Below are 21240 nucleotides of genomic sequence, written 5' to 3' on the forward strand. Positions count from 1 at the left end.
TCCTCCTAAATTACCAGTTGCCTTCGGCTTCACACAGCGCCCTGACTGAGCTGCGAACAGCCGTGCCCTGATCTTGAAAATCACGCCGGGTTTCCATCAGCTCAAACTGTTCGAGATGTAGGTAATTGTCGTTGAAACGCTGAACGGCGTTGTCCCAAGAAGGATAGAGAGTTTCGCAGCCGCAGTCCCCTGCTTCAGTCACACGCTCATATCCCTCCAGCCTGTAGATTGACTGGATCAAGAGCCGCTTGTGACTTTCCCGCGCTTCAAGGTTTTGCATCCAATCAGGCTCAGGTGGGCGTTCTTGGCAAAACTCATATTCACGGTCCAAAGTAGGAACCAATCCCTGCGATGAGACAGTTGTCGGAGCGAGAAGCATCGAAAATAAGACGAGTAGTTTGGGGAATTTCATGCGGTTTTCTCCAGCGATTTCTGGTATTCTTCCTCTGAAATTTCATATTGCAGCAGGACGGTATAGTAAGGTTGCAAGCCCTGCATGTGGGTCATTGAAACGATTTCCCAACCCTTCAGGGTGTAGGAAGCAATTTCGTCTTCCATGTTCTGATAGCTGAATTTTTTTCCAGCGGTGAACGTCAGGATTTTCGGGGAGTGTCGTTTCATGTGTCGGCCTCCTTTCCTAATTCTGTGCCGGGCAAGTAGAATTCCGTGATTCCACGCTCGCCGTCCTCACGGCCCGCCTGGATGATCACGTCGATAGAGCTTTCAATGTAGTCTATCATATCTCGATAAGGTATTGGCACTTCTGTCTTTAATGCCGCGATGGCTAAGCGCTGGACCGCCAGTTGCGGCGTTTCAGCGTGCAGTGTTGTCATCGAGCCGCCGTGGCCGGTGTTGATGGCTTCAAGGAAGGTCATGGCCTCTTTCCCACGCACCTCTCCCAGGATGATGCGGTCAGGCCGCATTCGCAGGGTCGCGGTCAACAGGATGTCTGCCGTTTGGTGGGCGGCATCCCGGTTCGAAATCAGCGTGACAGCATTCGGCTGTGTTGGGAGCAGTTCCGACGCCTCTTCAATGGTGAGGATCCTTTCTTTGTCGCTGACATAGGAAAGGATCTTGCGAGCGGCGACGGTCTTGCCGGTTGACGTCCCGCCGGAGACGATCATGTTGAGCTTGTTTTCCACGCAGTGTCGGATGGACGCGTCAATATCGCCACTGGCGACGACCTCACGGAGTTGGCGGTTTTTTTCCTGCCTTAGTTCTTCAAGCTTGCGTTCTTTCCCATACAGAAAGCCCAACTCGATCGAATCGAGCGGAAGGCTTGAGAAGAAGCGCAGGCTGATCGACATGCCCCGGTTCACAGCAGGCGGAGTGATGACCTGCGCCCGGATCGGCCGGTTTCGATACATGATTGAGACCGACACGATGGGCCTGTCCTTTGACAGAGGTGTGGAGGCGTCAGATGCGATCTGATTGCCTAGGTCCTTAATCTGATCCTCAGTTAGAGTTTGGTTTACGCGCGACATGAAATGGTCGCCCTGAAACTCACCCCAGCATGTGCCATCCGGGTTGATGCAAATTTCAATGACATCATCCCGTTTGGCGTCTTCTAGGCCGTCGATAGAGTTTTGGAGGTAGCTGAGGGACATAGGTTCAGAAAATCTCCAAATCCCGATCCACCATGACGGTGATCCGCGCACCCTGATCCACATAGATAACCGGCCCGATCGACAGGTATTCCCCAATCACGCTGCCGGTGGCATCGGCCAGATCATCACCGATATCTTCAAGGACATCCTCTGCAATCTCATCGTCTGTTTCATTGGCGGCAACAGTTGGCGCAGCCGAAATTAGCGAAATGAGAGCAGCCGAACCGAAGCGCTCTGCAAAGCGAGTGTCGACGAAGCCAGTGGTTCCAGATCGGCCAAGTTCGTCAGCACCAAAAGAGCTGATTTGAACTGTCTGGTTGGTCGGCAAGATGATCCGGTCCCATGCGACTGTGATGCGACTTTGGGCGATTTCCACACCTGAGCGGTATCGACCAATGAGCCGAGACCCGGCTGGTATCAGCAGCCGTGAGCCATCATAGCTATAGACGTTCTCGGATGTGATTGCGCGGACCTGTCCCGCCAGTTCGCTTGAGATTGCGGTTTCAAGCGCCGCCTGGATGACGGTGCCTTGAATGACCGTATTCGCAGGGTTCGCGATCACTTCGGATTGCGTTACGGTAGACGGCAATGCGCCATCCAATACGAAGTCGGTGACATCACCAAATGTGCGTTCAGCCAGCTCAGCGCCATCTCCACCTAGCCCACCAGACGAACCACCAAAAGCGATGGTAGGCGACTGAATACGACGCTCTTGGAACGCGCGCTCTTCTTCGGCCCGCTGTTGTAATTCAGCGAGGCGTCGGGCTTCCTCTTCGCGGCGCAATCGCTCTTCTTCCTGCAGACGCAATTCTTCATCAGACGGACCCGCCGGGGCAGGGGAGGGCGTTTGAGCTTCCAGACGCGCAAGATCGAGGTCCATGCGAAGTTCCTGAAGCTCACGGTCGCGCGCCGCCAATTCGTCGGCAAATTTCTGTTGTGCTGCCTCAGAGGCCCTTTGTAATTCGGCAAGCTGCGCTGTCATTGCATTCATTGCCTCAGCCGCCGCCGTATCCTCTTCTACGGCCGGGGCAGGCGCGTTCTGGATGGCTTCGATCTGCGCTTGGAGCGCCGCGATTTGTTCAAGCAACTCGGCGTTCGGTTCTACAGATGCCGGGACTTCGACCACCTCCGGTTCGGGCGTGGCCGGTGGAATAAACGGCTCGATTGTTCCAAACCCATCACCCTCCGGCTGGAATTCGTCCGGAGTTGCTGTCGGGAGAACGATTTCCTCTTCGGGCTGGTTGAGAAGGTAGAAAACAAAGCCCACCAGACCAATGAGTGCGACAATAAGCAGGGCCATGAGCGGCGAGCGACGTGAGGCCAGTACAGGGCTTCCGTCGTTGCCAGCTTCGAGGCGGGCCAGTCTTTCACTGACATCTGCTTGATTTGGATCATCGGTCATGACGTGCCCCCTGTGGTCAGAGTGTTTTCTTGGATGCAGACCACGGTTTCACCAAGGCGCAGCACCCATTGGGCGTTGATGCCGGAAACACGGATCACGCTCGGTTCGGTTTGCTGGGTGTTGACGGTCCGCTCACGCCCATTCGAATATCGGAAGATTGCTGGGATCGGCGCATTTCGCGCGAACTGGAAATATGTGAATGTCCCGTCGTCCCACACGCGCGTAGGTGTGATTTCTCCGCGTGAGCTGGCCCCGTAGTTGTAGTTTGGCGCTTGGGATGCAACCGCGTTTTCCGGGCGTCTGTTGTCTTCAGGGTAACGGAACTGCACCACATAAAAGGTGGGGGATGAGACTTCCTGCACGTTGAAATAATAGCTACGCCGATTTGTGTAGACCGTGACGTTGGTATGAACACCACGCGCCAGAGGTTTAATGGCAAAGGCTTGGCCTCCAGGCACACCATCAAGCTCAAACCCTTCCGTGTCACCGGCAAGGATCGAGCGGATGGTTTCGCCTTCGCCAAATTCAACAGTCGTCACATGGGTTAGTGACACGTGCAGGCGATAGACCTGTTGATCGACATAAGTGGCAATACGGACACGGCTATCATTCGGGCCGCGTCGAGGGGTATTCTCTGCAAATGCCGTGGATGCTGTGAAAACCAGACATAGCAATGCAAGTCCAAATTGATGCATCTCAATTCTCCAATCTGTCTGAACGGATCGAATATTCGATCACGGTGAAGCCAAAAGGGTTCGTCCACACCTGATCAATTGTGCGCGCTTCTTCGGGCCGAAACTCGAAGAGCATGGTCGCTGTGAACAGGCCACCTTGGACGCCTTGAATGGAGGTAAGCCGCTTGCGTAACCGGACGGTCGCGCGGTTCTCACCGATCAGGTTCACACTCAGGATTTCAACATCCAGATTGGAATTGCTGCCATAGACAGTTGGAGGATATTGCGGATTTGCGCTGTTCCATTGGGCTCGTACGGATGATTCCGCCCGTTCGTCGGACCGTTGCAAAACGCTATTGATGCGTACATCGTTGTCTAGCTGATTGTAGACCTCTCGATCCGTTACGTAGCGATAGATTTCCGCCTCGATCACAGCCTGATTGCCAGTGATCGCACTTGCGCCAACAGAGACTTCGGGCAACGCGAAACCCGTCTCGGGATCGTAGGGCACGACCACCGGTGCCGGGTCTACATCGAGGATGGCAACCGCCACGGCGCCTAGACAACCAAGCACGCCAAATGCCAGACCGGTTAAACCGAGTTTCTGCCACAACCGTTCGCGGCGCAGCGCACCATAAACCAGTTCTTCCTCAATGATTTCTTTTTCGTTGTCCAAAATCTCTACCCCTAAGTTGTTAATCGCCGAGGTCAGGAATGGTGAACTCCATAAAGTTCTGTTCTTCGGCGATGGTGGCTGCGTCGATGACACCGCCTGTGCCGTCACCTACGGTTTGCACGGCTTCGAGCTGCCACATTGCAACCAATGCAATGGCCAGTTCAGCTGTCACGCGGGTGTTCAGATCGACGCTTTCTTTCAGCTCGTCCATGTCATCAATCAGGCCGACGAGTCGGTCCACGCGCTCAAGAGACTGGCCCGCGTCGTCATAGCTGTTTTGAGCAGCGGCCGAGACGAGGGCACCAGTGGTGGCTTGTGTCGCGATGCGTTCAGCCCCGGCGTTGCCGCTAGATGCCATTTCGCTGAGCGTGTCTTCATCAAAGCCCAGGTCCGCGAGAACGCGGTCCATCTGGGTTTCAATTTCGCTTGCGCCGGAGCCGCTGAGACCAGAGAAGTCGCCGGTGCGGATCGCTGCGATGGTGGATTGGATATCGCCAAACTCCTGGTCGAGGATCCCGTTGAGTTCGTCTTCCATTTCTGTGGCGATGACCTCAGGCAATTCAGCAAGCCGGGTGAGGGCTGCATAGGTTTCCTGAAGCTGCGCTAGTTGATCGGTCAACGTGGTGAGCTGTTCACGAAGCTGCAAGAGCTGTTCGTTTTGCAAAAGCTCATCTTCGATCATCTGGCGCAGCTGTTGGATGTTCTGGGCAATGTTCTGCGTGTCCACCACGGGAACACCCTGCGCGAGGGCAGGTGATGTAATAATGGTGACGGGTGCGGCGACGCCGAGCGGCAGAAGCAGTGCGAATGCGGAAGTCCGAAGGGTCTTGCGGACGTAGGTGGTGAGAAGCGTTGAAGTGCGCATTAATCTAAGTCCTCTATGGTGAAGTTCAGGAATTCTTGTTCTTGCATCCGAGCAGCCGCGAGACGCAGTTGCTCAGCGCTTAGGGGTTGGGTCCGTGCGGCTTGCAGTCTTGTTCGCGCTGCAATGAGACGAACGAGTTCGGCGCGGGCGTATGTGTTTAACGCCATGGCCTCTTGCACATCGGTGGTAGAGCCAATGCGGTTGACGATATCGCGAATACGGAGTGCCGCCTGTCGGATCGCAGTCGGTGAGTTGCTGCCGTAGAAAGCGGCACCGGCACCCATCATCGACAGGTTTGAGTTTGCCAGCAGGGCAGGGTCGATTGTGCCAAGCGCTTCAATCCCGCCGATCCGCGCCAGATATTCATTGTATTTCTGCGGAATGACGGTGACGTAGTGCTGCGTCTCGCGGAAAGGTGGGACACCGCTGTATTCGATTACGCGGCCTGGTCCCGCGTTGTAGGCCGCAAGCGCAAAGATGATGTTTCCATCGAAGCGATTGAGCTGTTGGGCGAGATAACGGGCTCCGCCCTCAACTTGCAGGTAAGGGCTGGTGCGATACTCGGGAAAGATGCCCAAATCGCCCGCTGTACCGGGCATGATTTGGGTGAGGCCGTAAGCCCCGACAGGGCTTTCGGCGCGAATGACAAACCGGCTTTCCTGCCAGATCAAAGCTTGGATCAGCGCCCGCCACTGTACGACCGAAAGGCCCGCCGCTGAGATGCCAGGATTGCCATGGGTTTCCTGCGCTACCCGGATGATGAGCTGTTCGATGTTTTCAGCAGCGTCGCCGAACATCTGGTCGCCAGCCGGGTTGGGGTCGATGTCAGCGGTCCCGTAGACAGCCTCTACAGAGCGGTCGGCGTTCCCGCTGCCCCCTTCGAGGTCTGAGACCATTCCCGAAATTGCGACGCCGCCAGCTTCAAAACTGGTCTGCGCGTCCAGTATCGCATCCAGAACCCGAAGCTGTTCTTGCTCAATAGCTGTGATCTGCTCTTCGACGGTTTGGGTTTCCCCCTGCACCGCCAGATCAGCCTCGCGATCCGCTGTTTCGATGATGTCGCGCGCTGTTAGCCCAGAGTCTACAACCGGCACGCCCTGGGCGAGCGCGCTGGAAGAAACCCCGATCAGCAAAAACGCAGCGACGGTGAGCTTATTCATTGGCTACCTCCTCCAAATTGGGGGCAACCAGCGCCTCGAAATTGCAGTCCATAGGCGCAGGGCCGCGTGACACGAAGCTGAAGCAATTTGCCTGTGGCTCTTGATAGTCCGCGCAACCAGCAATCACACTCAGCAGAATGAAACAGGTTAGTTTTCGCATTATTTGAGCCTCCAAAAGTCTGGCCGATCCCGGTAATCGGGGCCGACGAGTTTTTCACCTGCCTCCATCCCGCCAAGGATGGTCAGGTTGTCGCCAAGAGCGCTTAGGTCTGCGTCCACGACGACCGAACCTTGGTCATCTCGAATGAGAGCCAAGCGTGAATTCGTGCCGGTGCTAAGAAGCGTATCCAGCTCTTTCTGGTAAAGATTGAGCATCTGATAGTCGGACGCATTGGCGCGGATGTTCGGAAGAAGAACCTGCGTCGGCACGGCTTCTACGATGGTCTTACCCGTGCGCGTCCGCTCAAGCTGGCTGGCGTATTGCGTCATCATCACAGCTACGGTGTTCTGTTTCCTTGCTGTCACGAGCCATTGCGAAAGCCGCTCTGCAAAATACTCGTTGTCGAGCGCCTTCCACGCCTCATCAATGATGATGATAGTGGGACGGCGGTCTTCGATTTTCCGCTCGATCCGGCGGAACAGGTAGCTAAGAACCGCCATCCGTTCCTTGTCGCTTTCACTGTCGAGTATCCCGGTGAGGTCGAACCCTACCAAGTTGCCATCGAGCGAAAACGTGTCTTCGAGGCTATGGCCGAAAATCCAGCCGAACCGACCTTTCTCCGCCCATTCAAGGACGCGCTGGTTCAGGTCGCCGTCATCGTCCATCGACATGAAGAGAGAGGCGAAGTTCTGCCAATCCCGCAAGCCTGGGTCGGTCGCCTGCGCATTCTGACGGACGCATTCCATGATGCGGTTAGTCTGAGCTGGCGTCAGCGGCTTGTCTTCGCGGTATAGCAGGGAGCCGAACCAGTCTGATAGCCAAGCGACTCCGCGTTTGTCCACTTCGGTCCAGAGCGGATTAAGACCCGTGGGCATACCGCCCTGGATCGTCGTGTAGCGGCCCCCATTGGCCCGCACGGCCATTTCCATGCCCTGCCGGTAGTCGAAGACGAACACGCGCGCACCGGCTCGCACGGCTTGTGTCATGAGGAAGGCCGAGAAGACCGACTTACCCGAGCCAGGACGGCCCATGATCAGCGTGTGACCACTGGTAGGTTCTTTTTCAGGCGAACCAGCCTCGTGGTAGGAAAAGCGATAGGCGCTCTTTTCCGGCGTCGGGAAGATCGAGATAACTTTGCCCCACGGCACTTCGGTGCCAGCCTTGCCAAGCTGGGTCCGGTGGAAAGCAGCGAAGTCGGCAAAGTTGCGGTTGGTGACGGTGCTGGCACGCAGCCGCTTAGGCTGGTTGCCGGGGTGCTGACTGAAATAGTGGGTGTTCGCGCCAAAGCTGTCACTCACCATCGTCACGCCTTCGGACGCAGCGGCGTTGACGATTTCAGCGCCTAGGCTTTCCAGTTCTTCGCGGGTCTCAGCAAAAACCGTCACGACCATGTGGTGATCGCCCATGCTGGCTCGCTTGGCTTCCAGATCATCGGCAAGTAGCAGAAGATTTTCCCGCAGCGAGACCGCGGCATCATCGGCGGCTTGCATCTGCTTCACCTGCCGCTTAATCCGCGAAATGGTCATGTTGGTGTTCACCGGTGTGAACGAGTGTGTGACGATCATATCGACGGGCAAGTTGAGCTGGTCGAACATCACGCAGTTCGTTTGTTCAGAGTAGTCCTTGATGCTGTAGCTTTTGCCAAAGCGACGGCCAGCAACGCCCTCGCTAAGTTCAAAATGATCGCCGAAAAAAGTGGCGCGGGTGTTGGAGGCAGAGGATGCCAGAAATCCAAATTTCGATGTGTGGTAGAGCGGAAGTTCCTGCCCGGTGTTCAGAGCACCAAGAAACCCGACCAGTTCGCCTTTTTCGGCGGACAGAACAGACGGTTTCAAATGCCCGAGGCCGGACAGGAATATGCCGACCGCTTCATTCAGGCGGCGCATCCGTTTGTCAGTTTCCTCACGCAAGCGCTCTGGGGACGGTCGCCGCATAAACGTCATGAAGCTCTTGGAGGGGGGGCGATGTATGACGGTAAGCGTGAGCGTCTTGTCACGCAGCCCGCCATTTGCCAGCTTGTTGCGCCAATTCTGATCGACCATCGCGGCGAAACTGTCGCCTTCGATGGGTTCGATATCAGCGCTGATCCCTTTCGATACCTTGTGGACGTAGTAACTGAATTCTTCCCCCAATTGTGCAACAATCCGGGCGAAGCTCGCCCGAATGCCGTCAAGATAATCGTCATCGGTTGTGTAGCTATTGATCCCCGTGATGCGGATGCACTGAAACAACTCGTTAACCCGCGTGCGCGCGGTGCGATCATCAACGAGGCTCACATACGGAAGCATGTGCGCTAGTTGCTTTTCGTGCTGAAACCACTTTGGCATCAGCGTGCGTTCATCCAGCTCATCACGGGGCATAGCTATCTCCACCATGGATTTTCCTGTTTCTGGTGGGCGGCGTTTCTTGAAGACTGGTCATCGCAACGTCGATGAATCGAGGGTCCCAATCTGCCGCCTTCCAAAGGAGCGGATACAGAACCACCGCTATGCCAAGCACGAGGAAGCTCTGTATCCAGACGAAAAGCAGCACGGTCCCGAACAGCCAAACCACGGCATACATGATCGGCAAACCGAATAACTTCGGAGGGCGCACGAGGCCAAGGAACAAAGGTGATCTTTCAGCCACGGCGCACTCTCCTAAGCGAAGACTGCTGCAACGATCGTCGGCGCAGCGGCGACACCTGCAATGCCCACCAGAACCCAGAGGGCTTGGCGCAGGTCGATGATGTTGAAGAACCAGCTCAGGAAAACGCCAATGACCGCCAGCGTGGCGATCACGACACCAAGAGGGCCGGTCAAGGCATCAACGATGCCCTGCAAGAGGTTTTGGATAGGGGACAAGTCAATAGATTGTGCCATCGCCGGTTCGGCCATGACGACGAAGACCGTGAGAACGGTCATCAGTAGTGGTAGCGGCCTCATGAGTTTTCTCCTTCTAGCCTGTTGAACACGGCCAGCACGCGCTGAACGTGGTTTTGCGTTTCACGGTAAGGCGGAATGCCCCCGTATTGCCTGACGGCATCGGGACCGGCGTTGTAGGCAGCCAGAGCGATCCGCGCGTCACCAAAGGTCTCAAGCTGTGCGACTAGGTATCGCGCGGAGCCGTCAAGATTTGCCCGCCAGTCAAAGGGATCGACGCCAAGGTCTTCGGCGGTTCCCGGCATGAGCTGACCAAGGCCAATCGCGCCGACATGCGAACGGGCGTTCACGTTGTAGGCGCTTTCGATTTCGATGTTTGAGCGGAACAGCAACCGCCATTCCGTCACAGTGAGACCAGCCGCACGCAAGCCTCGATGGCTTCCATACCGCAAGGCGGTGTCATCAATCGCAGCAAGGATTTCCGGGCGGGGGACGGCGACGCGAGGGGCAACGGCAGCAACCCGGAACGATCCGTCTTCTGTCGCATTTGCGTCCGCACCATCCGCAGCGGCGTCGCCGTCGCCAAAGATGCTCAAGGGCGCGTTTGCGTCACCTTGCCCAACACCGTCATTGTAATTTCGTGCGAAGCGGTCTTGAGGTTGCGATGGCGCCAGAGAGCCATCGGATTCCATCGTAAAGACCATTTGAGCTGATGCTACGTGAGGCGCAATCAGCAGTAAGAAGGCGCTAGCTGTTGCTGTCGCCGTCTTCTTCTTGAGATAGCGTAAAGGTCCAGCGCTGACCTTCCAATACGGGGAATGCGATAACAGTGAAGCCGAGGTCGATGAGGAACGAGACAAGCCCCGTGACGGTCTTGAACTTCCTGACTTTAATGTAGTCGCCACCGCGACGGGCGCGCGCTGTGACAAGCTGTTTCTCAACACCGTCATCATTGACGGCCCTGAGAATCCAGACGCCATGCCATACCGAATTCTTTCGGGACGCATCTTCCTTGCAGACGACTTCGACGTGATATCCGGACTCAATGAGGTCCCGGAAACCGGCTTCTGTAACCACATTAGGCGCTTCTTTTTCTAGGTCCATGTCCACGGTTGCGCTCTTTCTGTCTTTGGGCGCACCGAGGCTATTGCTTCGATGAGCCATAGTTACAATAATACGGTTATGTGCGCAAGATACTGTTTTGTACCCTGAATGTGCTTTAACCCGCGCACAGTATTACGCACGCAGATGCAGATTCCTCAAGTATTCAAGGAACATGAAGATGATCAAAAGTGTATGCCGCGACTCCCTCGCTCCCGTATTTTTGTTGGTTTTGCTTGCCGGGCAGGCACACGGTCAAACCTGCTACTCGCCGGAGAGACCATTTGTGCCAACCGATCCGCAAGATGTTCAGGAGTATCGAGATTTGATTGGCCGGGACTTCGAGACCTACATTTCGGACATTCAAAGTTACTTCAGATGTCTTGAAGAAGAACGGGCGCGAGCGTTCGAAGAAGCCCGCGAAGTGAGCCAAGAGTATGGCCGGTTCTTGGAAATCACCAGCGAATGAAAGGGGCGTCCGACGCACTACTCACCTATGCGCATAATCAGGGTTATGTTAAATATGTCAGCGTTACTGACCTTGTTTTCCTAACGATTCCAGTTTCGCACGTAATTCAATCGTATACGACATCTTCACGCGCGTCTGATTTCCATCTCGGCACCAACGATCCGGTGTTCCACTCATAAAGCCAACCCACCAGCTCACCAGTCTCTCGATCAAAGATGCGTTTGACAGCCCGTGCATGAACCCGCTTGGGTTCTGCACCGGGCAAATGAGAGCTGTCGGCACGGATTTTGGATGAGCGACGCAGAACAATCGGGCCAGTCGATATCATTCTTGTTTGGGCAATTCTCGCCATAGTCGGTCCCCCAGAATTCCAGGTCCTTACGCGGGTAAGAGTCCATGCTCGCCGAAGCGTCATTGGCAGCACCCCGCTTCCCGTCCCAGTTGTGGTTACCAAAGCTGCGATTGCACGATAAGATACGCAAAGGGGCGCAAAGGAGCGCAAAATTCGCGTATAAGATATTGATTAAAAACGGTAGATTTTTTATTGCGGCGCAGAAAAGCTCAGAAAACTTCAAAGTGCTGTTCGCCCGCCTAGCTGCAGAAGGGGCAGGCCGTCCAGTAGATCGGCAGGGCTTCGCTGATGGCCCTTGGACGCCCGAAACTCTTACGGAAGCAGTGTCCTCCTTAGAAGGCAACGAGAATGGCATCGAGCTTCGCGCGGTGCAGACTTGGTTTCAAGATAACGACAACGGGATCAGCAACGATAATATTCGCTGGCTCGCCCGGATCTTCGGATGCTGCGACCCGGAAGAAGCAAGCAAATGGCAAGCTGAGCTGAAGGCATCTAAGGATCGCCTGACAAACCAACGGCGTGAGAAAAAACGTCAGGTCTGCAGTTCGGTGAGTCCAGAAGCCGAACCATTGCGTTTTGCGATGCCACAGATATCTGAGCCACTAAATTATATTGTCAGCACAAGCGCCGCAATCACAACTGAAGACGGCGAACGCAGAGCAAAAACCCTGGCGGAAAAGTGCGAATGGATGCTCAGCGGTTCAGGATCAATGAACGTGTTGATAGCATATTGGCTAGTTGTCTGTGGATTGGGTTTGCTGAATTATGTTCTGGGTACTCTGAGCGTCACATACAGCCCATTCAATGGACTGGATAAGCAAGTCGGTTTCATCTGGGCGCCAACACTAACCGTTTTACCTCTGATCGCTTTGCCAGCATTCATTTTTTACGTAAGTGACTTAAACACCTACTGGAAGGGTGTCGGTCGAACCAAATGCACGGCTCATGACGTGATTTCAGTCAGAATCGGGAGCAACGAAGCGTGGTATGCGAAGGTCAACGACTATTCGTTCTCTTTCTGGGGGATTGCGTTGTTCTGCTTCCTGTTCGTCTTTGGATTCCAGTGGGCCGGCATCTATGTGCCTGCCTATCTATCTGGTGACACCAATGGCGTTCAGATTGATAGATACTTGGTCACATTGGTGCGTCCCGAGGTCATTTCTGTGGCAGAGGCAATGGCTTTGTCATTCATTGGCTATCTCTACACGGCGTCCTATATCGCGATCTTCATGTTTGGATTGCTGTTCCTGGTCATCATCGTCCTCGACTATCATGACCTCTGTACGACCGCTGACCTTGAAGGAAGCACCGCGGATACAAACCAAATCCGGAAAGAAGGCCAGAAGATCGTATGGGGCGGGTTTCGCATAGCGGTCTTTGCGCTCTGGCTGGCATCGCTGGTCAAGCTACAGATCACTTATCTATCTTCTGACAGTCCAAACTTCGTAACTTGGCTGAGCACCGATGCGCTGAGCGTTTTTGGTGCGAACAGCATTCGCAACGGTTGGTTGGAGAATACTTCAATAAGCCACTTCACAACCTTCATGATGATGGTCGTCACCGTCACTATTTTCATGGTGTGCGCGCTGAAAATACAGACAGTCTTTGAGCGCTTAACTGTCTACGACGACGACTATCCGTTTTCCCGCGATCGGGTCGCAATCGTAAAGATGCTTGCAGTTATTGGGTTGCTGTCGTTCAACTTGGTACTTGTGGGAAGATTCACCGGATTTTCGCTTCTTGTTGCAGCCAGTACGCTAGCTTCGTTGCATGTGCTATCCGGACCAAGATTACGAACATTTTAGGTGGGTGATGGAACAGGCAAAATTCTATGGTGATATTGCAGAAGGCCCTGCATCAGGAAACGCCTACTGGATAGAAACGGATGATGGCGTCCGTGTTCGGGTTGGCACTTACGATTCCGAAGCCAAGGCCAAGGGCACGATCTTACTCATGCTCGGTCGCTTCGGTTATGTTGAGAGATACGGACGGGTTGCAAAGACGTTTGCAGAGAAGGGCTATTCAACCGCGATCATAGACTGGCGTAGCCAGGGTTTATCCGATCGAATGGCGCCTGATCCACAAGCTGGACACATCGTGAGTTTTTCTGACTATCAAAAAGATGTTGCGGCGTTCCTGAAGGCTGCTGAAGAACTACAGTTGCCAAAGCCATACTTTTTGGTCGGCGTGTCCATGGGTGCCTGTATCGGCTTTCGCGCCATGCTTGACGGTCTTCCTGTTGCAGCGTCGGCTTTCATTTCTCCTATGTTTGGCATCAAGATGTCCACAATTCAGCGCATCGCTGCTTGGCCTCTTTCGTGGGCATTCCAAAAATTGGGAATGGGCCAAAAATACGTACCTGGGGAAAGTGGCGCGATATATGTTTTGGAAACGCCATTCGAAAACAATAACCTTACGCACAATAATGCGATGTACGATTATTGGGTCAAGCAAGCACAAGCTGCGCCCGAGCTTCAGATCGGCGGACCAACAATGTCGTGGCTCCATGAAGCACTCGCAGAGTGCCGGAGGCTTTCAACCGTTCCCTCCCCCAATGTTCCTTGCATCACCTTTTGCGGCGAACTTGATCAGCTCGTCGACAACGCCTCAATCAAGCGGCGTATGGAGAAATGGCCGAATGCCGAATTTTCCATGATCCGAAACGCCAAGCATGACGTGTTGACCGAGACCCCAGAAGTAGGCGGCGACGTGATGATCCAGATTTTCGATTTCTTTGCAAGAGCGGATTCTGCAGCAAAGCGGTAGTGGGGCAAGCTGGTCTGCGGGCTTTTTCCGGAGCGTGCATCAAAGTTAGAAAGGCGCGGACGGAACTACCATTCGGACACTTCCGGTAAAAGCTTTGCGATGTGATAGATCAAATAAAAGATCAGCATCGTCCAGATGCGTACAACTTCAGTCCCGCGTCGCTGCGGGCGTGACACGGATAACTCGGCGGATGACGACTGTCATAAGGGCGTGGTTGGGAAAACCGGCGTCGAAGGCGATTTACCCAATGCAATAGGATGTGATAGCAGCAGGCCATCATGCTCGAGAGCGAAACCGGCGGACCGGCTTAGCTCTAAATGAGTTGAGTCCGATTAGGGTTATTATGTCATTTGAATTTGAGATACTTGAACGATGTCTTTTGGCGACTAAGCCTCAGGGGTCGGTGGTGAAGTGAGGCTTGGCCCCGTGCTGTTACTCTGGCGCATCCCGAATGCGAACACCCATAGCCCCGCAAGCACAAGACTGAAGACTGCGTTCCAACTGGCCATCGACAAAGTTAGAAATTCCCATGCCACCTGATCGCACATGACCAGGCTAGATGGCCCATCGGTAGACAAAAGGTCCTCGGCCGACATTGAGTTCATGTCGAGCCCGGACCCGGTACAGGATGTAGGCCCTTCCCACCAATCCCGTTCGACGCCCGTGTGGAAGACGCCGAGTGCCGCAGTCGTTGCCGCAGAAGCTGCGCCGATGAGCAAGAGTGGAATAATCGGTAGTCCGATCGCTAAAAGCAGACCCATGCCGATTGCAACTACATGCGGATACCGCTGCCAAATGCACATCGCGCAGGGCGCATAGCCCAAAGCCTGAAACACGAAAGCTGCAAAGAGCAAAGCCGCCGACCCAGCAGCCGCGAGAAGACCAATTTGTTTTCCCGAATAGCGCAAGCTTTAGTCCGTTCATGACAGCAATACTGCGAGAGGCTGAAAATGCATCTGCACCCGACCTCCGATCGCCTGAGTATCTCCGCAATGCCATGTTTTCACGAATAATATTGTATCAGTTTGTAAAGTTGACGCGTCGCAAGATGAGACGGTATGGCTGACCGCCAAAGCGACCCCAATTTACGGCTGAGGATGGACACCAAGAAGCGATCAACGCTATTGACGATCGGTGCGATCTTAGCGGGTTACACTGCCCTCCGTACGGTGCCCTCTTTGCTGCCCGAAAGGCTCGAACTGGTGCCGCTCGACACACCGATTGGTTTTCGAAAATATGTGGCGGGAGACACTTCAGGCGGATTTGACCCATTCGTAGGTTTGGGCAACGTTGACACTGCTGAGGCGACAGCACGGAAAGCCGCGGCCCTGAAGAGGGTTTCCGAAGATATTTGTGGTGCGCTCTATGGGGGTCTTGAAACGACTGCAACGAAGATTCCGATGGCCTCGTTCTCAGATTATTACTGTCCCTTCTGCCGAGTGCAAACCAAACGTCTGGCGGATATGTCACAAGAGATGGATGACGAGGTTGTGGTCGCATGGCATGAGCTTCCGCTGCTCGGAGATAGCTCGAACCTGGCCGCCAAAGCCGCGTTAGCGGCAAAACGACAAGGGGCCTACGTCGCGTTCCATGAGAGGTTGATGAAGAGCCCATTTCAAGCAACGCCCGAGTATCTCCGTCGACTGTCGGATGATCTTGGTGTTGATGGCACCCAATTGGTTGCCGACATGGAAAGCACCGAGATTGCCCAAGAACTGGATAATAGTGCGGCTCTTGCCCGGGTCTTTGCCTTTGTAGGCACACCTGCGCTTGTGATTGGTCGTACCGTCGTTCAAGGCCAGATCAGCGTCAAAATGATCGGACAGATCGTCGAACTGGAACGCGAAGAAGGTTGGGGCGTCGTATGTGTTTCAGTGTAGAGCCTAATTGGATTTGCCATGCCCGTCTCCTTTGGGGCCTTAGGAACTGTCGCAAAAATTCTGCCGCCAATAGGTTGGCCCAGGGATCTGCGCCTGCTTTTGAGCAACAACGACGAAAGCGCCCCAAATGATGTTGCGAGCCCCGTGGTGTCTTGTTTTGGCGTTGATGGCGTGTCTCTGGGCATCCATGAGCGTCGCAGCGTCAACTGATACTTACGAGAACACGGCGATTTCAGCGCGGCTTATCTCTGTCGAAAATGGCGTTGCGACGAATTCCGGAACTTTGTCACTCGGCCTCGACATCAAGCTGGCCGAGGGCTGGAAAGCCTATTGGCGCTCACCCGGCGAGGTCGGTCTGCCGCCTGAAATCTCGTGGGATGGATCGACAAACCTGGCGACGGCACAGATGCTCTGGCCTGCGCCTGAGCGTTTCACGGCATTCGGGATCGAGAATTTCGGGTACAACAAGCGTGTTGTCCTTCCCATCCAGGTGGTTCTTGAAACAGCCGGACAGGCGGTCGAGCTTCAGGCGGGAGTCACGCTGTTAACCTGCTCGACCGTGTGCGTGCCCCATGATTTCAACCTAGCTCTGACGATCCCGGCTGGCGCTGGAATTGATGCGGCCTCCGCTGCGCTTATCTCCGAGTTTGCCGAACGGGTGCCGCTTGGTCCCGATGCGGCTGACATCGAGGTCGAGACGGCTGTAATCGCCGATGGCGCGCTCTACGTCACAGCGCGCAGTGCAAACGCCTTTGTGAACCCGGACGTATTCCCGGAAATGGGACCGACATTTACCTTCGGAAAGCCGGACATCCGAACGAATAACGCGGGAACGGAACTTTGGGCAAAATTGCCCCTCTTGGCCAGTGAAGAACAATTGCCACCGTTGCAAGTTACGGTGACAGACGGGTCACGCGCCGTGACGGCCATGCCTGAGTGGTCAAATACCGTCCCGGATGCGCCTTTCGAGCTTGTGGCGAACCTGCCTGATCTGGCGCAGATACTGGCGATCGCCGCCTTTGCTCTCCTCGGTGGTTTGATCCTGAATGTCATGCCCTGCGTTCTGCCCGTCCTGTCCATCAAACTGACATCGGTTCTCAATCATGGAGACAAACCATCACACGAGGTTCGGAACGGATTCCTGATGTCGGCGCTTGGCGTGCTGGTGTTCATGTGGGTGCTGTCCGCTGGAATTTTGGTCTTGCAGTCCGTCGGGATCACGGTGGGATGGGGTCTGCAATTCCAAAACCCTATTTTCCTGACAATCATGTTTCTGGTCCTGACTGTCTTTGCCGCCAATCTGTTCGGGATATTCGAGATTTCGCTGCCTTCCGGGTTACAGTCGCGGCTGGCCAGATCAAGCGGTCGGGACGGTTACATCGGGGATTTCGCGACGGGTGCCTTTGCTGCGGTACTGGCAACGCCCTGTTCAGCCCCCTTCCTTGGGACGGCGGTGGCCTTTGCCCTGTCCGGTCGCCCAATTGATGTCATCATCGTGTTCACGGCTTTGGGCCTTGGGCTGTCCCTGCCCTATCTGCTGTTTGCCTGGAAGCCCGGCATGGTCCGACTGTTGCCCAAGCCCGGCCGATGGATGCTTGTCGTTAAGTGGGTGCTTGCCGGTCTTTTGGCGGGCACCGCGATCTGGCTGCTCTGGGTCCTGATGGGCGTGTCGGGAGTCCGGGTTGCCGTCTCGGTTCTAGTACTTGCAGTGTTCTTCGTTCTCTTTGCCACCATTCGGCTGCCAGGGAGATTTACGCGACCTGCCGCGCTGGCTGCCGTTGCCGTTCTCAGCCTTGCACTTCCGGGTACCATGGCCCCCCCGCCAACGATAAAAGAGATTGGTCAGGATTGGGTCACATTCGACCGCTCCGAAATCCCAAGACTGATCTCTCAGGGCCAGACGGTCTTTGTCGACGTCACCGCAGATTGGTGCCTCACCTGCAAGGCAAACAAGACGCTTGTTCTGGACCGAGTGCCGGTCGTTGGCCGATTGCGAGACGAAAAAGTCGTCGCAATGCAGGCCGACTGGACGCGGCCCAATCCCGATATTTCGCGATATCTGGAGGCCCACAACAGGTTTGGGATACCCTTTAACATCGTCTATGGGCCGAATGCGCCGGACGGGATCATATTGTCCGAAGTCCTGACATCTGACGCTGTTCTAAACGCATTGGACGCCGCCGCGCTCGCCGTAGACAAATAAGGTCAGGATCCTTTGGCGAGGTCCTCCAGTATAGGACAGTCTGGCCGATGATCGCCTTGGCACGCGTCAACGAGGTGCGATAGCGTCTTTCGCATTGACTTGAGTTGGGCGATTTTGCTGTCAATGGCCGTAAGATGCTCTTTCGCGACCGATTTTACTTGCGCGCTTTCCCGCGTCTCATCTTCATATAGACCAAGAAGCGTGCGGCAATCTTCAATCGAAAAACCCAGTGTTCGGGCACGGCCCAGGAATGCCAGCTTGTGAATGTCGCTCTCCCGAAAGGCGCGGTACCCGTTATCGCTGCGCAGCGGTCGAACAAGACCGATATCCTCGTAGTAGCGGATTGTCTTTGGTGGCAAGCCCGCGCGTTCTGATACTTCCCCGATATTCACCTTGGTCTCCTATTCTGCTGGCTGCGTTGTGAGTTTCGTTGCGGGTTGATGGGGCGCGTCACCTTCTGCCATCGTCGGTTTGATACGGCGCAGACGAAGCGCATTGCTCAGAACCGATACCGAAGACAGCGCCATGGCCCCGGCGGCAAAGACGGGTGACAACAGCAGCCCAAAGCCGGGATAGAGTGCGCCCGCCGCAACAGGGATAAGCGCAACATTATAGCCAAAGGCCCAGATGAGGTTTTGCCGGATGTTGCGCATGGTCGTGCGAGACACTTCAATGGCGTTCACCACGCCGCGCAAGTCCCCGGACATCAACACCACGTCGGCACTTTCAATGGCCACATCCGTGCCGGTTCCGATCGCGATGCCGACATCGGCATGGGCCAGCGCTGGTGCGTCGTTGATGCCATCGCCGACAAAGGCGATCTTGCGATTACCCTCCCGAAGCTCATCCAGCGCTGCAACTTTTCCATCTGGAAGCACCCCTGCAACGACGTGGTCGATCCCGACTTCGCGGGCAATCGCGTCTGCCGTGGCCTTCTTGTCGCCAGTGATCATGGCGACTTTGATTCCGCGATCATGCAGGGCACTGATGACATCGGCGCTGGAGGATTTAACCGGGTCAGAAACAGCAATCACTGCCGCAAGGGATCTATCAACGGCGGCAAAGAGCGCGGTACGTCCCTTGTCAGCCAATGCCCGCTCCCGATCTTCCAACGGGCCAATGTCGATGCCTTGCTGTGCCATGAAGCGATCGGCGCCGACACATACTTTGCGACCCCGAACAAGAGCTTCAACGCCGTATCCCGTCACGGACCGGAAATTCGTTGCATCCGGCCAGGACACGCCTTCGTATTCCGCAGACTTCATAATGGCTTCGGCCACGGGATGCTCGGATTGCGCTTCGACAGATGCGATGAGGGCGAGTGTCTCTGCACGATCAAAGCCATCAGTCGTAATGAGATCGGTCAGGCTTGGCTGACCTTGTGTGACGGTTCCCGTCTTGTCGAGCGCAACAATATCAACTTCGTCCAGATGTTGCAGCGCATCTCCCTTGCGAAAGAAAACCCCCATTTCAGCGGCGCGCCCGGTGCCCACCATGATTGAGGTGGGCGTGGCCAATCCCATGGCACAGGGGCACGCAATGATCAAAACGGACACGCCGGCGACCAGGGCAAAGGTCAGGGCTGGATCAGGGCCAACCAGAAGCCAGACACTCACCGTCGCCATCGCCAAAACCAAAACGGCAGGTACGAACCACATCGTCACACGATCCACCAACGCCTGGATAGGCAGCTTCGCGCCCTGCGCTTCTTCCACCATACGAATGATCTGGGCGAGCGTGGTATCGGCCCCGACCCGAGTGGCCGCGATGGTCAGGCTACCGGTTCCGTTCACGGTGCCGCCGGTCACTGGATTGCCCGCCGTTTTCGGAACGGCAAGGGGTTCGCCAGTGATCATGCTTTCGTCGACATTGCTTGACCCGTCTGCCACGTCGCCATCGACGGGCACCCTTTCACCGGGACGCACCAGGACCAGATCCCCGATCCGCAGTGCCTCGATCTCAACCTCGCTGGCCTGTCCGTCGCGCAGAACCCGCGCTGTCTTTGCCTGCAAGCCCAAAAGCGCCTGTATGGCGGCACCGGTCTTACCCTTTGCGCGGGCTTCCAGAAAGCGCCCCAGCAGGATAAGCACGACAATGACCGCAGCCGCCTCAAAATAAACGGCTCGAACGCCGTCGGGCAGCAGGTCGGGCAAAAACGTCGCCACGACTGAATAGCTCCATGCCGCACCCGTGCCGAGTGCGACAAGGCTGTTCATGTCCGGAACACGTCTGAGCAACGCCGGAATGCCTTTTTCGAAAAAGCGCCAACCCGGTCCAAACAGAACCACCGTAGCAAGTGTGAACTGGATCAACCAAGAGGTCTGGATGCCGATTGTACGCTCGACTAGGGCCTCGAAGCCCGGGATTGTGTGTTTGCCCATTTCCAGAATGAACACCGGAACGGTCAGGATAGCGGCAAATACGACGCGGCGCGCCAGTGCCTGTGCCTCGTCGGCCTTGCGTTCCGATCGGCTGACCCGTGCATCTGCATCTGCAACTTCGGCAGGGTATCCTGCAGCCGTGCTGATCCCGGCGATTTCTTTAGGTGTGATGACATCCGGCAGATAGCGGACTGCCGCCGTTTCGGCAGCGAGATTGACGGCCACGTCCAAAATACCCTGCGCGGCCTTTTGGGCCTGTTCAACCCGACCCACACAGGATGCGCAGGACATCGCCCCCACATTCAACGTGACCCGGGCCGTTCTGGCCGGATAGCCAGCAGCTGACAGGGCCTCGATTGCGGCACCTGTGGCGGCAGGAGCATCACTTTCGAACCGCGCCGCCTCATTGGCAAGGTTCACGCTTGCGCCCGAAATACCAGGTACATCATTCAGGGCATTCTCGACCCTTACCACACATGACGCACAGCTCATGCCGGTGATTGAAAGCTGTATGGAACTGGAACCAGTCATCAAAGCATCCTCTACCAAGTTGCTTTCAATCTAAGGCTTCCAGTTACAGGAAGCTCAAGAGGGGAACCAAATTTTTTTTGCGGTCAAAAGTGTCTTGACCTTCCCGCCAGTGGAACCAGCAACAGTCAGGTCGAGTTGCAAATGAAGACCCT

The 21240-nt window shown here is 55.5% G+C and carries 21 protein-coding genes; 5 read left to right on the forward strand and 16 right to left on the reverse strand.

Features of this window, described 5'->3' with window-relative positions:
* Window positions 1-10 precede the first annotated feature (10 nt).
* From AB4X18_RS00920 to AB4X18_RS00980, 13 genes are all read right to left on the reverse strand, one after another.
* Window positions 11-412, reverse strand: coding sequence for a hypothetical protein (locus AB4X18_RS00920; protein ID WP_370398949.1), 402 nt, complete (start codon window positions 410-412; stop codon window positions 11-13).
* The gene (locus tag AB4X18_RS00925) at window positions 409-621 is read right to left on the reverse strand and encodes a hypothetical protein (protein ID WP_370398950.1); all 213 of its coding nucleotides are present in this window, start codon (window positions 619-621) and stop codon (window positions 409-411) included. The genes AB4X18_RS00920 and AB4X18_RS00925 overlap by 4 nt, the downstream gene beginning before the upstream one ends.
* A complete protein-coding gene (locus tag AB4X18_RS00930) occupies window positions 618-1607 on the reverse strand; it encodes an ATPase, T2SS/T4P/T4SS family (RefSeq protein ID WP_370398951.1) in 990 nt (329 codons plus the stop codon). The genes AB4X18_RS00925 and AB4X18_RS00930 overlap by 4 nt, the downstream gene beginning before the upstream one ends.
* A 4-nt stretch (window positions 1608-1611) precedes the next feature.
* Window positions 1612-3009 carry a TrbI/VirB10 family protein gene (locus tag AB4X18_RS00935; RefSeq protein WP_370398952.1) on the reverse strand — a complete coding sequence of 466 codons (1398 nt, stop codon included), beginning with the start codon at window positions 3007-3009 and terminating at the stop codon, window positions 1612-1614.
* Window positions 3006-3704: a TrbG/VirB9 family P-type conjugative transfer protein gene (locus tag AB4X18_RS00940; protein WP_370398953.1), complete on the reverse strand. Its 699-nt coding sequence runs from the start codon at window positions 3702-3704 to the stop codon at window positions 3006-3008. Before AB4X18_RS00940 ends, AB4X18_RS00935 begins: the two co-directional genes overlap by 4 nt.
* Window position 3705: 1 nt before the next feature.
* Window positions 3706-4359: a virB8 family protein gene (locus AB4X18_RS00945; protein WP_370398954.1), complete on the reverse strand. Its 654-nt coding sequence runs from the start codon at window positions 4357-4359 to the stop codon at window positions 3706-3708.
* 19 nt (window positions 4360-4378) lie between these two features.
* Window positions 4379-5224: a type IV secretion system protein gene (locus AB4X18_RS00950; RefSeq protein WP_370398955.1), complete on the reverse strand. Its 846-nt coding sequence runs from the start codon at window positions 5222-5224 to the stop codon at window positions 4379-4381.
* Window positions 5224-6318 (reverse strand): lytic transglycosylase domain-containing protein, encoded by a 1095-nt coding sequence (locus tag AB4X18_RS00955; RefSeq protein WP_370399024.1) that lies wholly within the window; start codon window positions 6316-6318, stop codon window positions 5224-5226. The genes AB4X18_RS00950 and AB4X18_RS00955 overlap by 1 nt, the downstream gene beginning before the upstream one ends.
* Window positions 6319-6543: 225 nt before the next feature.
* Window positions 6544-8904, reverse strand: coding sequence for a type IV secretion system protein B4 (locus tag AB4X18_RS00960; RefSeq protein WP_432816581.1), 2361 nt, complete (start codon window positions 8902-8904; stop codon window positions 6544-6546).
* Window positions 8894-9172 (reverse strand): type IV secretion system protein VirB3, encoded by a 279-nt coding sequence (locus tag AB4X18_RS00965; protein WP_121027982.1) that lies wholly within the window; start codon window positions 9170-9172, stop codon window positions 8894-8896. The genes AB4X18_RS00960 and AB4X18_RS00965 overlap by 11 nt, the downstream gene beginning before the upstream one ends.
* An 11-nt stretch (window positions 9173-9183) precedes the next feature.
* Window positions 9184-9468, reverse strand: coding sequence for a TrbC/VirB2 family protein (locus tag AB4X18_RS00970; RefSeq protein ID WP_025051201.1), 285 nt, complete (start codon window positions 9466-9468; stop codon window positions 9184-9186).
* A complete protein-coding gene (locus AB4X18_RS00975; RefSeq protein WP_370398956.1) occupies window positions 9465-10109 on the reverse strand; it encodes a lytic transglycosylase domain-containing protein in 645 nt (214 codons plus the stop codon). Before AB4X18_RS00975 ends, AB4X18_RS00970 begins: the two co-directional genes overlap by 4 nt.
* Window positions 10110-10152: 43 nt before the next feature.
* On the reverse strand, window positions 10153-10509 hold the full coding sequence (locus AB4X18_RS00980; RefSeq protein WP_121028021.1) for a hypothetical protein: 357 nt from the start codon (window positions 10507-10509) through the stop codon (window positions 10153-10155).
* Between the two features lie 178 nt (window positions 10510-10687).
* Here AB4X18_RS00980 and AB4X18_RS00985 point away from each other — a divergent pair, with 178 nt between their 5' ends.
* From AB4X18_RS00985 to AB4X18_RS00995, 3 genes are all read left to right on the forward strand, one after another.
* Window positions 10688-10975: a hypothetical protein gene (locus tag AB4X18_RS00985; protein ID WP_370398957.1), complete on the forward strand. Its 288-nt coding sequence runs from the start codon at window positions 10688-10690 to the stop codon at window positions 10973-10975.
* Between the two features lie 396 nt (window positions 10976-11371).
* Window positions 11372-13132, forward strand: coding sequence for an RcgA family putative transporter (locus AB4X18_RS00990; protein WP_432816582.1), 1761 nt, complete (start codon window positions 11372-11374; stop codon window positions 13130-13132).
* Between the two features lie 7 nt (window positions 13133-13139).
* Entirely contained in the window at window positions 13140-14093 is a 954-nt protein-coding gene (locus AB4X18_RS00995; protein ID WP_370398960.1) for an alpha/beta fold hydrolase, read from the forward strand.
* Between the two features lie 386 nt (window positions 14094-14479).
* On the opposite strand, the gene AB4X18_RS01000 is transcribed toward AB4X18_RS00995, so the two are convergent.
* Window positions 14480-14929: a disulfide bond formation protein B gene (locus tag AB4X18_RS01000; protein ID WP_370399025.1), complete on the reverse strand. Its 450-nt coding sequence runs from the start codon at window positions 14927-14929 to the stop codon at window positions 14480-14482.
* Between the two features lie 222 nt (window positions 14930-15151).
* On the opposite strand from AB4X18_RS01000, the gene AB4X18_RS01005 reads away from it, so the two are divergent.
* The gene (locus AB4X18_RS01005; RefSeq protein WP_432816583.1) at window positions 15152-15973 is read left to right on the forward strand and encodes a DsbA family protein; all 822 of its coding nucleotides are present in this window, start codon (window positions 15152-15154) and stop codon (window positions 15971-15973) included.
* A 187-nt stretch (window positions 15974-16160) separates the two neighbouring features.
* Window positions 16161-18176 (forward strand): protein-disulfide reductase DsbD family protein, encoded by a 2016-nt coding sequence (locus AB4X18_RS01010; protein ID WP_432816584.1) that lies wholly within the window; start codon window positions 16161-16163, stop codon window positions 18174-18176.
* Between the two features lie 2 nt (window positions 18177-18178).
* Here AB4X18_RS01010 and cueR read toward each other — a convergent pair whose 3' ends face one another.
* Both cueR and AB4X18_RS01020 read right to left on the reverse strand, forming a co-directional pair.
* Entirely contained in the window at window positions 18179-18568 is a 390-nt protein-coding gene (gene cueR / locus AB4X18_RS01015) for a Cu(I)-responsive transcriptional regulator (protein WP_058314093.1), read from the reverse strand.
* A gap of 9 nt (window positions 18569-18577) precedes the next feature.
* Window positions 18578-21088, reverse strand: a complete 2511-nt coding sequence (locus tag AB4X18_RS01020) for a heavy metal translocating P-type ATPase (protein ID WP_432816585.1) — start codon at window positions 21086-21088, stop codon at window positions 18578-18580.
* Window positions 21089-21240 lie beyond the last annotated feature (152 nt).

It is taken from the genome of Sulfitobacter rhodophyticola (assembly GCF_041281685.2).
Taxonomy (GTDB): domain Bacteria; phylum Pseudomonadota; class Alphaproteobacteria; order Rhodobacterales; family Rhodobacteraceae; genus Sulfitobacter.

Excerpts from the sequence above, each read along its gene's own strand:
- AB4X18_RS00975 (WP_370398956.1), bottom strand. The coding sequence starts at position 10,109 with ATGGTCTTTACGATGGAATCCGATGGCTCTCTGGCGCCATCGCAACCT.
- AB4X18_RS00960 (WP_432816581.1), bottom strand. The coding sequence starts at position 8,904 with ATGCCCCGTGATGAGCTGGATGAACGCACGCTGATGCCAAAGTGGTTT.
- AB4X18_RS00920 (WP_370398949.1), bottom strand. The coding sequence starts at position 412 with ATGAAATTCCCCAAACTACTCGTCTTATTTTCGATGCTTCTCGCTCCG.
- AB4X18_RS00935 (WP_370398952.1), bottom strand. The coding sequence starts at position 3,009 with ATGACCGATGATCCAAATCAAGCAGATGTCAGTGAAAGACTGGCCCGC.
- AB4X18_RS00980 (WP_121028021.1), bottom strand. The coding sequence starts at position 10,509 with ATGGACCTAGAAAAAGAAGCGCCTAATGTGGTTACAGAAGCCGGTTTC.
- AB4X18_RS00940 (WP_370398953.1), bottom strand. The coding sequence starts at position 3,704 with ATGCATCAATTTGGACTTGCATTGCTATGTCTGGTTTTCACAGCATCC.
- AB4X18_RS00970 (WP_025051201.1), bottom strand. The coding sequence starts at position 9,468 with ATGAGGCCGCTACCACTACTGATGACCGTTCTCACGGTCTTCGTCGTC.
- AB4X18_RS00985 (WP_370398957.1), top strand. The coding sequence starts at position 10,688 with ATGATCAAAAGTGTATGCCGCGACTCCCTCGCTCCCGTATTTTTGTTG.
- AB4X18_RS00990 (WP_432816582.1), top strand. The coding sequence starts at position 11,372 with ATGCTCGCCGAAGCGTCATTGGCAGCACCCCGCTTCCCGTCCCAGTTG.
- AB4X18_RS01005 (WP_432816583.1), top strand. The coding sequence starts at position 15,152 with ATGGCTGACCGCCAAAGCGACCCCAATTTACGGCTGAGGATGGACACC.
- AB4X18_RS01020 (WP_432816585.1), bottom strand. The coding sequence starts at position 21,088 with ATGACTGGTTCCAGTTCCATACAGCTTTCAATCACCGGCATGAGCTGT.
- AB4X18_RS00995 (WP_370398960.1), top strand. The coding sequence starts at position 13,140 with ATGGAACAGGCAAAATTCTATGGTGATATTGCAGAAGGCCCTGCATCA.
- AB4X18_RS00930 (WP_370398951.1), bottom strand. The coding sequence starts at position 1,607 with ATGTCCCTCAGCTACCTCCAAAACTCTATCGACGGCCTAGAAGACGCC.
- AB4X18_RS00950 (WP_370398955.1), bottom strand. The coding sequence starts at position 5,224 with ATGCGCACTTCAACGCTTCTCACCACCTACGTCCGCAAGACCCTTCGG.
- AB4X18_RS01010 (WP_432816584.1), top strand. The coding sequence starts at position 16,161 with ATGAGCGTCGCAGCGTCAACTGATACTTACGAGAACACGGCGATTTCA.
- AB4X18_RS00925 (WP_370398950.1), bottom strand. The coding sequence starts at position 621 with ATGAAACGACACTCCCCGAAAATCCTGACGTTCACCGCTGGAAAAAAA.